11 protein-coding genes and 1 tRNA gene are annotated in these 11,872 nt (G+C 70.5%); 6 read left to right on the top strand and 6 right to left on the bottom strand.

Annotated features, from left to right (window positions below):
* Positions 1-295 precede the first annotated feature (295 nt).
* The 4 genes from AC156L_RS20730 to AC156L_RS20715 all read right to left on the bottom strand — a co-directional run bounded on the left by AC156L_RS20730 (position 296) and on the right by AC156L_RS20715 (position 2,867).
* A complete protein-coding gene (locus AC156L_RS20730; protein WP_330878043.1) occupies positions 296-1,036 on the bottom strand; it encodes a methyltransferase domain-containing protein in 741 nt (246 codons plus the stop codon).
* 41 nt (positions 1,037-1,077) lie between these two features.
* Positions 1,078-1,674, bottom strand: a complete 597-nt coding sequence (locus tag AC156L_RS20725) for a phosphoribosylanthranilate isomerase (protein WP_330878042.1) — start codon at positions 1,672-1,674, stop codon at positions 1,078-1,080.
* Positions 1,675-2,461: 787 nt separating this feature from the next.
* Positions 2,462-2,535: transfer RNA gene (locus tag AC156L_RS20720), tRNA-Leu, on the bottom strand.
* A gap of 50 nt (positions 2,536-2,585) precedes the next feature.
* Positions 2,586-2,867, bottom strand: a complete 282-nt coding sequence (locus tag AC156L_RS20715; RefSeq protein ID WP_330878041.1) for a metal-sensitive transcriptional regulator — start codon at positions 2,865-2,867, stop codon at positions 2,586-2,588.
* Positions 2,868-3,137: 270 nt separating this feature from the next.
* Here AC156L_RS20715 and AC156L_RS20710 point away from each other — a divergent pair, with 270 nt between their 5' ends.
* The gene (locus AC156L_RS20710) at positions 3,138-3,479 is read left to right on the top strand and encodes a histone-like nucleoid-structuring protein Lsr2 (protein ID WP_259623707.1); all 342 of its coding nucleotides are present in this window, start codon (positions 3,138-3,140) and stop codon (positions 3,477-3,479) included.
* Positions 3,480-3,546: 67 nt separating this feature from the next.
* Here AC156L_RS20710 and pabB read toward each other — a convergent pair whose 3' ends face one another.
* Complete coding sequence (pabB, locus tag AC156L_RS20705) at positions 3,547-5,610, bottom strand: aminodeoxychorismate synthase component I (RefSeq protein WP_330878040.1); 2,064 nt, start codon at positions 5,608-5,610, stop codon at positions 3,547-3,549.
* A 92-nt stretch (positions 5,611-5,702) separates the two neighbouring features.
* Here pabB and AC156L_RS20700 point away from each other — a divergent pair, with 92 nt between their 5' ends.
* Entirely contained in the window at positions 5,703-5,966 is a 264-nt protein-coding gene (locus tag AC156L_RS20700; protein ID WP_330878039.1) for a hypothetical protein, read from the top strand.
* Positions 5,967-5,982: 16 nt separating this feature from the next.
* On the opposite strand, the gene AC156L_RS20695 is transcribed toward AC156L_RS20700, so the two are convergent.
* Positions 5,983-7,599, bottom strand: coding sequence for an aromatic amino acid ammonia-lyase (locus AC156L_RS20695; RefSeq protein WP_330878038.1), 1,617 nt, complete (start codon positions 7,597-7,599; stop codon positions 5,983-5,985).
* A 394-nt stretch (positions 7,600-7,993) separates the two neighbouring features.
* On the opposite strand from AC156L_RS20695, the gene AC156L_RS20690 reads away from it, so the two are divergent.
* The 4 genes from AC156L_RS20690 to AC156L_RS20675 all read left to right on the top strand — a co-directional run bounded on the left by AC156L_RS20690 (position 7,994) and on the right by AC156L_RS20675 (position 11,844).
* Positions 7,994-9,202 (top strand): metallophosphoesterase, encoded by a 1,209-nt coding sequence (locus AC156L_RS20690; RefSeq protein ID WP_330878037.1) that lies wholly within the window; start codon positions 7,994-7,996, stop codon positions 9,200-9,202.
* A 138-nt stretch (positions 9,203-9,340) separates the two neighbouring features.
* Entirely contained in the window at positions 9,341-10,507 is a 1,167-nt protein-coding gene (locus tag AC156L_RS20685; RefSeq protein ID WP_414719975.1) for a type III PLP-dependent enzyme, read from the top strand.
* Between the two features lie 54 nt (positions 10,508-10,561).
* A complete protein-coding gene (speD, locus tag AC156L_RS20680; protein WP_330878035.1) occupies positions 10,562-10,972 on the top strand; it encodes an adenosylmethionine decarboxylase in 411 nt (136 codons plus the stop codon).
* Between the two features lie 5 nt (positions 10,973-10,977).
* Positions 10,978-11,844, top strand: coding sequence for a spermidine synthase (locus AC156L_RS20675; protein WP_330878112.1), 867 nt, complete (start codon positions 10,978-10,980; stop codon positions 11,842-11,844).
* Positions 11,845-11,872 lie beyond the last annotated feature (28 nt).

Below are 11,872 nucleotides of genomic sequence, written 5' to 3'. Positions count from 1 at the left end.
GACGCCCCGGAACACCGCTGCTCAGCCCCCTTGTGCGACCGGTTCGTCCCACTGATCCGGTGAACCGCGACGAGTCCGCTTCTTCCGGATTGGCGTGGAGCCGCTGCCCGAGGTGCTGGAGTCGGTCCGCCGCTTCGCCGAACGGGTGCAGGCGGGTCCGTCCGACCACCCGGTCGCCCACCCTCCGTCCACAAAGCACCGTCCACTCCCGGCGCCGGCCGCGACCAGCTCCGTCCCGTGCCTGGCCGCCACACCGGCCGACGTGGACCGGTGCACGACGCGACCGTGGCAGCGGCTACCGCTTGACCACGACCACCGCGGACAGCACCACGCTCGCCAGGAACGGGCCAGCGGTCAACGCCGTCAGCCACTGGTCCACCTCAGCGCGGGTGAGCCCGCCCGCCCGCACGGCCCGCTCCGCGGTGCGGGTCAGGCCGAAGACGCGGTCGGCCTCGGTGAAGTCGCGGAACACCGGGGCGGTGGCGGTGGCTGAGCGGACCTCCAAGCCCGCCTCCTCCGCCAGGCGGGGTAGCTGACGGCCGACGACGGCGTTGCGGACGACGTCGGTGCGCAGGTAGCGGGCCAGGGTGCGGCCCGTGTCGAGGTCGCCCGGATCGACGACGAGCGTCTCCCAGTCCGGCTCGGCGAACGCGGCCAGGCCGCCGGCGCGGAGGACGCGGCGGACCTCGGTGAGCACGCGGAGCGGGTCGGCGACGTGCTGGAGGACGCGGTCGGCGCGGGCGCGGTCGACCGAGTGGTCGGGCAGCGGCAGGGCGTGGGCGTCGGCGGTGAGGACGCGGACGTCGGGGAGGGCGGCGGTGCGGCGGCGGGCCTCGGCGACCATGGTCGGGTCGTGGTCGACGCCGACGGTGGTGCCCGCCAGGGCCGCCAGCGCGGGCAGGTCGGTGCCGGGGCCGCAGCCGATGTCGAGGACGGTGTGGGCACCGGTGGGGGCCAGGGCCGCGAGGAGCGCCCGCTTGTAGTCGTGGCCCGCACGGGTGGCCGCCACGTCGTCCAGGTAGCTGATGTCCGCCATGCGCCCAGCCAACCACCGGGACGTGGAGGTTCCGTGGTGGTTCAGCGGAGGTGTGCGGCGGCCACGAACTCGCGCATCAGGCCGTGGTCCTTGACACCGCGCGACGACTCGATGCCGCTCGACACGTCGACCCCCCAGGGCTGGGCGCGGGTGACGGCGTCGGCGACGTTGGCCACGTCCAGGCCGCCCGCGAGCAGCCACGGGCCGTCCGGGCGGGTGGCCAGGGCGTCCAGTTCCCAGCGGTGGCCCGAACCGGGGACCGGGGAGTCGAGCAGCAGGTACTCCTCGCCGTACGCGCCGACGCGCAGGTCGGTGTCGGCGCGCAGCGCGGTCGCGCGCACCAGCCGCACCGGCAGGCCCGCCAGCTCGGCGAACGCCTCGCGCGGGTAGTCGCCGTGCAACTGGACCGCGCCCACGCCCGCGGCGACGGCCAGGTCACCCGCCTCGGCGGCGGGGACGCCCGCGAACACCCCGACCGCCAGGACACCGGGCGGAACGGCGGCCACGAGCCGTTTCGCGGTCGCCGGGTCGACCTGCCGGGCGCTCGCGGTGAACACGAACCCGACCGCGTCCGCGCCCGCGTCCACGGCGACCGCGACGTCGGCCTCGGTGCGCAGCCCGCACAGCTTCACGTACATGGCGAGGACGCTACCCGTGCACTCCGACACCGGTCGGCACGAGGCTTCGGGGGCACCGCGAGCGGAAACCTCCGGCTGACGGCGGCAGAACAGCGACGACGGGGTCCGCGCGGTGGAGTGGTGAGCGAGTCGTACGCGCGGTGCACGACCCCCGTCCCGCCCTGCCCGAGCAGGTCGCGAACTCGGTAAGGCCCGAAGTCCGATAAGCCTTTCCGGGTCCCCCACGACCACCAGGTGACCCTCGCCCGGTCGACCGACCGGATCACCGAACCGCATTCACCCGGCCGCGAACCCCTGTGCCGCACCGCGTTTCCCACCGCCGGTTAGCGAAAGCCCCGTCCTGCGAGGACCGGCGGGCACCGGGTGATTAGCACACCGCCCACTCGCTTTCCACCACGACTTCGTCCCCGCGACGGCCCCGACACCCGCCCGACCGGACCGCGGCGCAAATATGAGGGTCAACCTCTCCGCGCGCGACGAAAACCCCGGCGGCGCCGGCCGCGAACGCGGAGAACGTGCTGCGAGAACCCGAGGAAGCCCGTTCCATTCACCACCAGCGAGGGACGCGCGGGATGACTCCGAACGGGTGCGCATATGCACCAGTGCGCCGCAAGCGCGGGTACGGCGGGTGACGGGTGGGATAACGAAAAGGCCGCGCACCGCGTCACCGCGAACGGGCTCGGAGCCATTGCGCGGGACGATCGGTCACCGCGGTGGCAGGGCCGCAAACGTCTTCGGCTCCTGACCGGTACCGCTGGTCAGGAGCCGAAGAGGAGAACGAGTGGAGTGCCCCCGGTCAGAGTCGAACTGACACTGGACGGATTTTGAGTCCGCTGCCTCTGCCGGTTGGGCTACGGGGGCCGGCAGGGCGCAACTGTACTGGATCAGGTCGCGCCCTCGGGAAACGGGCCCTAGGAGCGGACGAGGCGGCCGATGGCCGCGCTGGCTTCGCGGATCTTCTCCTCCGCGACCTCACCGCCCTCCGCCGCGGCCTGGGCGACGCAGTGCTTGAGGTGTTCGTCGAGGAGGCCGAGGGAGACGGCCTGGAGGGCCTTCGTGGCCGCTGAGATCTGGGTGAGGACGTCGATGCAGTAGTCGTCGTTGTCGACCATGCGCTGGAGACCGCGCACCTGGCCTTCGATGCGACGGAGCCGCTTGAGGTAGTCGTCCTTGTTCGAGGTGTACCCGTGCATCACTCCCGGCCTTCCCTACCCTGGGTGGGTATCGCCTCCAGGATAGGCGTCCGCACCACCCTCGTGCGCGCCGTTTGTCGCGGTAACCGGCGCCGTCTTGACGTGCATTTAAACGTCAGGCACCAAAATGACCCGACCGGGGGGCATCAGTCACATTTTGCCTCTCAAAGGTTAGCCGATATTCACGTTGTGCACTATGGTGACCCCGAAGCGTGTGGCGAAGTTACAGTCGACGGCAGCACGCGCTATGCGAGCACATACGGAGGAACAGTGGCACAGCAGACCGTCGTCCAACTCATCGACGACCTCGACGGCGGCGAAGCCGACGAGACCGTAACCTTCGCGCTGGACGGTGTGGAGTACTCCATCGACCTGTCGAAGGAGAATGCGGACAAGCTGCGCGAGTCGCTCGGCGACTTCGTCGCCAAGGCGCGTCGCGCTGGAGGTCGCAAGCAGCGCAAGGGCACCGGCAAGAGCACCGTCAAGGCTGGTGACAAGGCTCAGGCGCAGGCCATTCGCGACTGGGCGCGTGCGCAGGGGCACCAGATCTCCGACCGTGGCCGCATTCCGCAGGGCCTGGTCGTGCAGTTCCAGGAAGCGCACGCTTCCTGACACGTCGTCGTTTCACCGCGTTGGCCTGGCCTGATGGCGGGTCAACGCGGCGAAACGAGCCGTTAACTCACGTGGTGGACCATTCCGCGTCCACTGCGGCGTTCGACTGACGACCGGGAAACGGCGTGTCGAGCAGACGGAGCACGGCAGTCGCCTTGACCGCCGTCTCCTCGAATTCCTCGGCGCCGTCCGAGAGGGCGATCACGGCTCCGCCCACGCCGAAACTCACCTTGTCCTCGTGGACCACGAGAGTCCTGATGACGATGCTGAAGTCCGCTGATCCGGACAGCGAGAAGTAACCGAGGGCTCCTGAGTAGACACCCCTGGGCCCTCCTTCCAGGCCGTCGAGGATCTGCATTGTCCGGATCTTCGGCGCACCGGTCATCGAGCCACCGGGGAAGGCGTCGCGAACGCACCGCACGGTCGAGGCGCCGGGCCGCAGCACCGCTCGGACCCCGCTCACGAGCTGGTGGACGGTCGCGTACGTCTCGACGTCGAAGATCCTCGGCACCTCCACCGAGCCGACCTCCGCGTTGTGCCCGAGGTCGTTGCGGACCAGGTCCACGATCATCAGGTTCTCGGCGCGGTCCTTCACGCTGGTGGCGAGGTCGTGGCGCAGCGCGGCGTCCTCCTCGGGGGTGCGACCGCGCGGCCGGGTGCCCTTGATCGGCTCGGACAGCACGACGCGGTCGCGGTCGACCCGCAGGAACCGCTCGGGCGAGGTGCTGAGCACCGACAGCGCGCCGAACCGCAGCAGCGCCCCGAACGGAGCCGGGCTCTCGCGCCGCAGGAACCGGTAGGCGGTCCACGGGTCGACGGTGCCGCGCCAGGTCACCTGGTTGGTCAGGCACACCTCGTAGGTCTCCCCCGCGGTGATCGCCTCCAGGCACGCGTCGACCAGCTTCAGGTAGTGCGGTCCCGCGTGCCGCAGCGACACCCCGGCGAACCCGGAGCCGACCGCTCCCACCGGCTCGGCCGACGCGCCGACCTCGCTCAGCGCGGCCTCGACCTCGGCGAACCAGCCGTCGTCGGTCAACGACAGCAGGTGCACGCGCCGCAGCAGGTGGTCGAACACCACCGCGCGGTCGGCGAACACCATGGCCGCGTCCGGGAGCTCGGACCGGTGGGCGAGCTCGCCGCCGCACTCGGCCTTCAGCTCGTACCCGAGGTAGCCCACCCAGCCGAGCGCGAACTCGAACGGCAGGTCGGGGGCCCGCACGGCGTTCTCCGCCAGGTCGCGCTCCAGCCAGTCGAAGAACGGCCCGTCGTGCGCGGTGACGCCGTCGGCGCCGGTCACGGTCACCCGCCCGGCGAACACGTCGACCGTGGCGACCCGCGCCAGCGGTCCGCTCGCGTCCCCCATCACGGAGAACCGCCCCCGCCCGCCCGCGCTGCTGCTGTCCAGCCAGAACGCGTCCGGCGACGAGCCGTGCAGCCGCGCGAACGCGGCCTCGGGGTCCGGGTGCGCGTCCAGCGACCGCACCAGGACCTCCCGCGACGGCGGCGCGGCGGCCGGTCGGGTCACCCGGACGGGCTCGACGGGCTCGACCGCGTGGTGCTCCTCGGTGAGGCGGCGGAAGTTCGCCAGCAGCTGGTGGCCGTGCTCGGTGCAGATCGACTCCGGGTGGAACTGCACCCCCCACGCGGGCCGCGTCCGGTGCCGGACGGCCATGAGCACCCCGTCGTCCGACCAGGCGACCGGTTCCAGCTCCGGCGGCAGGTCGGTGACCGCCAGCGAGTGGTAGCGGACCACCCGGAACGGCGAGGGCAGCCCGGCGAACAGGTCCGCGCCGGTGTGCCGGACCAGGTCGACGCGGCCGTGGCGCGGTTCCGGCGCGAGCGCGACGGTGGCCCCGCGGTCGAGGCACAGCCCCTGGTGCCCGAGGCAAACACCGAGCAGAGGAATGCGCGCGTGCGCGATGACGTCTTGGCAGAGGCCGAAATCGCCCCTGTTCCGGGGGTCGCCCGGTCCGGGTGAGATCACCACGTTGTCGAAACCGCCGAGATCGGTCAGCCGGAAGTGCGGATCGTCGTTCGTGATGACGACCGGATCGTGCTCGTTCACCCGCGCGAGGTACTGGAACAGGTTGAAGGTGAACGAGTCGTAGTTGTCGATCAACAGCGTGCGCATGACGTACGGCACGGTACCTGCTGAAACACTCGAACGGACTACCTCGACCACGAGCCGGTGGCGCACCTCTCAACGGGTACGGTGGTGCCCTGATGAGCGAGGACGACGAGCAGGACGACGACTACACCGAGGACGACGACGAGGGCTTCGACGAGGACTTCGAGGAAGACCCGTCGGACCTGTTCGAGGTGACCCGCGAGGTGCGGACGGTGTGCCAGCTGTGCGGTGGCGCGGGGTTCGTGGCGAACCCGGTGCTCGCCGTGATCGGCGGCACGCCCAGGACCGTGGACAACGGGCGGTCGTGCCCCCACTGCGACGGCAACCGGACGTTCACCGGGCTCATCCCACCGCTCTAGAACCCCGCGCCGGGCGTCACAGCAGCTTGCACGACGTCCGCATCGCGCCGCTCCTGATCAGGGAGACGACGGTGTGGATGTCGGCGTCCATCCGCCGGTCGGCGTCGACCATCGGCACGTGCTCGCGCACCAGGTCGAACGCGGGCCGCGTGGCGGGGCTGAGCAGCTCGGGTCCGCGCAGGTCGGCGGCCTGGCAGAGCGCGAGCAGGTGGATCGCGGCGACCTGCTCGGCCAGTTCGAGCACCGTCCTGGCGTCACGGGCGGCGATCGTGCCCATGCTGACCTTGTCCTGGTTGTGCGCCTCGGTCGACCGGGAGAACGCGCTCGCGGGCGCGGTCAGCTTCAGCGCCTCGGCCGTGAGCGAGGACGCGGCGATCTGCATCCCCTTGAACCCGTGGTGCAGCCCGGCCCGCCAGTCGTCCTCGGCGAACGGCAGCACCAGGTTCGCGGGCATCCCGTTGTTGAACTTCTCGTCCACGACGAGCGCGAGCTGCCGGTCGAGCAGGTCCGCCACGTTCGCCACGGCGAGCTTGAGGCCGTCCATCGCCTGCCCGATGTGCCCGCCGTAGAAGTTGCCGCCGCTGCGCACCGCGTTGTCGGCGGCGTCGAAGAGCGGGTTGTCGTTGGTCGAGTTGATCTCGATGGTGACCCATTTCTCGGCCCATTCCACGAGATCTCGCAAAACCCCGGTGACGGCGGGTGCGCAGCGCAGGGAATAGCGATCCTGAACGGCGTGGTCGAGGTGGTGGAAGCCCGCCCCGATCGGCATCGGATCGGAGGTCAGCACTTCTCCGTAGGTTCGCGAAAGACCTGATCCGTCCAACAACACGCGGATGTTGTCGGCGCTCGTGAGTTGACCGGGATGCGGTTTCTGCTCGTGGATGAAACGGTCGTAGTGGCCCTGGTTGCCGAGCAGCACCTGCGCGCCGAGCGCGGTGCACAGGTCGGCGACGGCGGCGACCTCCTTGGCCGACTCGACCGCCAGCGCGGCGAACGCGGACATGAAGGAGGTGCCGTTGATGAGCGCCAGGCCCTCCTTGGCCTCCAGCACGAACGGTTCGAGGCCGCACTCGGCGAGGGCGTCGACCGCGGGGACGTCGCGTCCCCGGAACCGGACGTCCCCCTCGCCGATGACGGTGCTCGCCAGGTAGCAGAGCGGGACGAGGTCACCGCTCGCGCCGACCGAGCCGCGCTCCGGGATGATCGGCAGGACGTCGTTCTCCAACAGGGCCAGCAGCCTCGCGACCAGCGCCGGGCGGACTCCGGAGTGGCCCCTGGCCAAGCAGTTGGCCCGGATCAGCAGGGTGGCGCGCACGACCTCGGGACTGCTGCGCGGGCCGGTGCCGTTGAGGTGGTAGCGGACGAGGTTGCGCTGGAGTTCGGCGGTCTTGACCGCGGAGATCTGGCGCGCGCTGCTGTCGCCGAAGCCGGTCGTGACCCCGTAGAGGGGCAGGCCGAGGTCGATCAGCCGGAGCTTGAGGCCGTGGGAGCACTCCATGCGCGCGAGCGCTTCGGGGTCGACGCCCACCCGCGGCCGCACCGGGCGCCGCGCGATGTCCGCGACCTCGCGCGGAGTCAGGTCGTGACCGTTCAGGCACATCGCATTCCGCACGTCGTCGAAGGTCGAGGTCATCTCGTCGCCTCTTTCCAGGAGTTATCCCCTAAGAAGGTCCCCCTCATGAGGAAAAAGAGAACCCCCACCTAGTCGCCTGGTTTCTCCTTTCCACCCCACCACGAAACTCCAGTTAATTACACCGCTGTACTTCCTCCCGTGGAAGCAAGCGGTTTCTCCTTGCTGCGGGGAGCGTGACAGCGGCTCGGATAACCTGTCAACACTGGATTCCAGGGGGCAGGGGCATCGGATCATCGTCAATATCCCGGTCACTTTCCGCATTTATGCCCGTCCTCGCCGCCGCGACGCCGGTGTCCGTCCAGGCCGGACGGTCCCGCGCTCGTGACACGACAACCCGAATGGCCGATCGCGGGGCCAGACGCCGGACGAACGCGAGAACGTGGACACTGGCGCCGTGATCTTCCTGCTGCTGCTCGGCGTGCCGACCGGCCTCGCCCACCTCTACCTGTGGAAGCGGCTGGTCCGCGACACGACCACCACGCCCCGCGGCAGGAGGCTGGGCACCGCCGCCGTCGTCGGCATGTTCCTGCTCCTGTTCGCCGGTCTCGTCGGCGGCCGGTACCTCGGCCCCGACCTCGGCGCGGTGCTCGCCTGGCCCGGCTACCTGTGGCTGGCGATGACGCTCTACCTCACGCTGCTGCTGGCCGTGCTGGAGGTGCCCCGCGCGGTGCTCAACCGGGTGTGGCGCCGCGAGCAGGTCCCCGCGCCGGTCACCGTGCCAACCGAGCCCGCGGCGGCACCGGTCGAGGAACCCCCGGCCGGGCCGGTCGACACGAGCAGGCGGCTGTTCATCGCCCGGTCGCTGGCCGTCGCGGGCGGGCTCGCCGCGACCGGCGTCGTCGGCTACGGGGCGACGCAGGCGCTCGGCGGGCCCGTCGTCAAGCGGGTGCCCGTCCCCCTGGGCAAGCTCGCCCCCTCGCTCTCGGGCTTCCGGATCGCCGTGGTCAGCGACATCCACCTCGGCCCGCTGCTGGGCCGGTCGCACACCGAGCGGATCGTGAACACCATCAACGGCCTCCAGCCCGACCTGGTCGCCATCGTCGGCGACCTCGTCGACGGCACCGTGGAGGAGCTGGGCGAGGCCGCCGCGCCGCTGCGCGACCTGGTCAGCAGGCACGGCAGCTTCTTCGTCACCGGCAACCACGAGTACTTCTCCGGCGCGCAGCCGTGGCTGGCGGAGCTGAGCAGGCTCGGCGTGGACCCGCTGCGCAACGAGCGGCTCACCATCGCCCGCGACGGGGCCTCGTTCGACCTCGCGGGCGTCAACGACGTCACCGGCCGCGGCTACGGCGACGGCCCGGACATGGTGAAGGCGCTCGACGGCCGCGACACGTCCACGCCGGTCGTCCTGCTCGCGCACCAGCCCGTGCAGGCCACGCAGGCCGCGGAGCTGGGCGTGGACCTCCAGCTGTCGGGCCACACCCACGGCGGCCAGATGTGGCCGTTCAACTACGCCGTCACCCTCCAGCAGCCGGTCGTCTCCGGGCTGGCGACGGTCGGCGGGATGCCGGTCTACGTCAGCAACGGCGCGGGCTTCTGGGGTCCCCCGGTCCGGGTGGGCGCTCCTCCGGACGTGTCCCTGATCGAGCTCCGCAACGCCTGATCGATCACATTGGGCAGATCCGGTACCCCGTTTTCCGCCGACACCACCTAGAGTGGACGGCCGTGCCCGAACACGGTGTGATGGGAGATCCCTGGCGGAATGACTGAGAGCGTTGCCACACCAGCGGTCGATCCGCTGATGCCACGTCCCGTTGGAACCGGGCGTGAGGAGGCACAAGCTCGCATCCGCCGTTTTCTGGATCATGAGCGACCCGCCACCCCCTGTTTGGTCGTCGACCTGGAGACCGTGCGGGAGCGCTACACCGCGATCTCGGCCGCGCTCCCCGGTGTCGGCGTCTTCTACGCCGTGAAGGCGAACCCGGAGCCCGAGGTGGTCGGCCTGCTGGCCGCGGAGGGCAGCTCGTTCGACGTGGCCAGCCCGGCGGAGATCGACCTGTGCCTCGCGCAGGGCGCTCCCGCCGAGCGGATCTCCTACAGCAACCCGATCAAGAAGGCCGCCGACGTCGCCTACGCCTTCGGGCGGGGTGTGCGGCTGTTCGTGTCGGACAGCGAGCAGGACGTGCGGGCCATCGCCGAGCACGCGCCCGGTTCGGGCGTGCTGCTGCGGATCTTCGTCAAGGCCAACAGGTCCACCTACCCGTTCGGCAAGAAGTTCGGCTGCGACCCGGAGATGGCGACGGACCTGCTGCGGCTGGCCGACCGGCTCGGGCTGCGGGCACTGGGTGTCGCCTTCCACGCCGGGTCCCAGCAGCTGGACCCGCACGGCTGGGACGCCGCCATCGCCGACGCGGGCGCGATCACCGCGAAGCTGCGGGCCGAGGGCCTGGAGCTGTCCACGGTCAACCTCGGCGGCGGCCTGCCGTCGGCGTACCTGGAGGAACCGCCGCCGCTGGCGGACTTCGCCGAGGCCATCACCGCCTCGATCGCCGAGCACTTCGGCGAGCACCGGCCGACCGTGATGATCGAGCCCGGCCGCGCGGTCGTCGCCGAGTCCGGCGTGATCCGCTCGGAAGTCGTTCTGGTGTCGCGGAAGTCGTACTCCGACGAACGGCGGTGGGTCTACCTCGACGTCGGCCGCTACGGTGGTTTGGCGGAGACCGAGGGCGAAGCCATCGCCTACCCGCTGCGCACCAGCAAGGACGACGGGCAGTGCGGCCCGGTCGTGCTCGCCGGACCGACCTGCGACGCCGACGACGTGCTCTACCAGCGCGTCCGCTACGACCTGCCGCTCGACCTGCGGGCGGGTGACCACGTCGACCTGCTCGGCGCGGGCGCCTACACGTCGAGCTACTCCTCGGTGGCCTTCAACGGTTTCGGCCCGCTGGCCACGTACTGCGTGCGATGAGCACGCCCCGGATGTCCACCAGTTCGGTCCCGCTGAAGATGTTTGGAGTGATTGATGTCCGAAGTTCCGTGCGAGACGGAGCCGGTCGGCTTGTTCGCAGGACAGCACGTGCTCGCCGAGTTGGAGGGCGTGAGCCCCGAGATCCTCGACGACGAGAAGTTCCTGCGGCATGCGCTCGGTGAAGCTCTCACCCAGGCGAATGCCACGGTGCTGGAGGTGATCTCCAAGCAGTTCGACCCGCAGGGGGTCACCGTGCTGGCCCTGCTTTCGGAGTCGCACGCGTCCATCCACACCTATCCGGAGGTCGGATCGGTGTTCGTGGACGTGTTCACCTGCGGCACGAGGGCGAAACCCGCGCTTGCGGTGCAGTTGCTCGCCGAGGCGCTGGGCGCCGCGTCGACACGGACGGACATGATCAGCCGGGGCAACCGCGTCCCGGCTCTCGTTGGTGAGGAAAACGCGTGACCACGATCGACAACTCCATTCGGGAACCGCTGGGTGACGGCCTCACCCGCCTCTGGGACGTCAAGGACGTCGTGGTGGACACCAAGACCGAGTTCCAGCACCTGGTGATCGCCGACACGGCGCAGGGCCGGTCCCTGTTCTGCGACGACGACCGCCAGAGCACCGAGTTCAGCCAGCTCACCTACCACGAGGCGCTGATGGTCCCGGCGCTGCTGCTCGCGGACCGGGTCGAGCGCGTGCTGGTCATCGGGTCCAGCGAGGGCGTCGTGTGCCAGATGGCGGTGCGGGCGGGCGCGACCGTCGTGGACCACGTCGACATCGACTCCCAGGCCGTGAAGCTGTGCGCCGAGCACCTGCCGTACGGCTACACGCCGTCGGAGCTGGCCGAGGCCGAGGCGGGCACCGGGCCGGTGCGGGTGAGGTACACCGACGGGTGGGAGTACATCCGCGGCGCCGCCGAAGCGGACAACGGGGCGAGGTACGACATCGTGCTGGTCGACCTCCCCGACGAGCGCGAGGAGGAGGCGCAGCACAACCGCCTGTACGGCGAGGAGTTCCTGCGCATGTGCAAGGCGCTGCTCACGCCCGGCGGTGTCGTGGTGACGCAGGCTGGCTGCCAGACCATGTGGCGCAACACGACGCTGATCCGCTCGTTCCAGCGGTTCAACGACGTGTTCGACACGATCGTCTACTACGGCTCGGACGAGCACGAGTGGGCGTACCTGTTCGGCCGCGCGGACGTGGTCGAGGACCCGACCGCGCTGATGACCGAGCGGCTGGCGACCTCCGGCTACCAGCCGGAGACGATCGACGACCTGGCGCTGCTGTCCGGCTCGATCCCGCCGTTCACCGTTCGCCAGTCCCTGGCGTAGAACCGTTGGGGGGAGCCGGTTCCCGGCT

It is taken from the genome of Umezawaea sp. (genome assembly GCF_057122925.1).
This window is presented reverse-complemented; position numbering and strand designations above follow the sequence as displayed.

Excerpts from the sequence above, each read along its gene's own strand:
- AC156L_RS20730 (WP_330878043.1), bottom strand. The coding sequence starts at position 1,036 with ATGGCGGACATCAGCTACCTGGACGACGTGGCGGCCACCCGTGCGGGC.
- AC156L_RS20725 (WP_330878042.1), bottom strand. The coding sequence starts at position 1,674 with ATGTACGTGAAGCTGTGCGGGCTGCGCACCGAGGCCGACGTCGCGGTC.
- AC156L_RS20715 (WP_330878041.1), bottom strand. The coding sequence starts at position 2,867 with ATGCACGGGTACACCTCGAACAAGGACGACTACCTCAAGCGGCTCCGT.
- pabB (WP_330878040.1), bottom strand. The coding sequence starts at position 5,610 with ATGCGCACGCTGTTGATCGACAACTACGACTCGTTCACCTTCAACCTG.
- AC156L_RS20700 (WP_330878039.1), top strand. The coding sequence starts at position 5,703 with ATGAGCGAGGACGACGAGCAGGACGACGACTACACCGAGGACGACGAC.
- AC156L_RS20695 (WP_330878038.1), bottom strand. The coding sequence starts at position 7,599 with ATGACCTCGACCTTCGACGACGTGCGGAATGCGATGTGCCTGAACGGT.
- AC156L_RS20685 (WP_414719975.1), top strand. The coding sequence starts at position 9,341 with ATGCCACGTCCCGTTGGAACCGGGCGTGAGGAGGCACAAGCTCGCATC.
- speD (WP_330878035.1), top strand. The coding sequence starts at position 10,562 with ATGTCCGAAGTTCCGTGCGAGACGGAGCCGGTCGGCTTGTTCGCAGGA.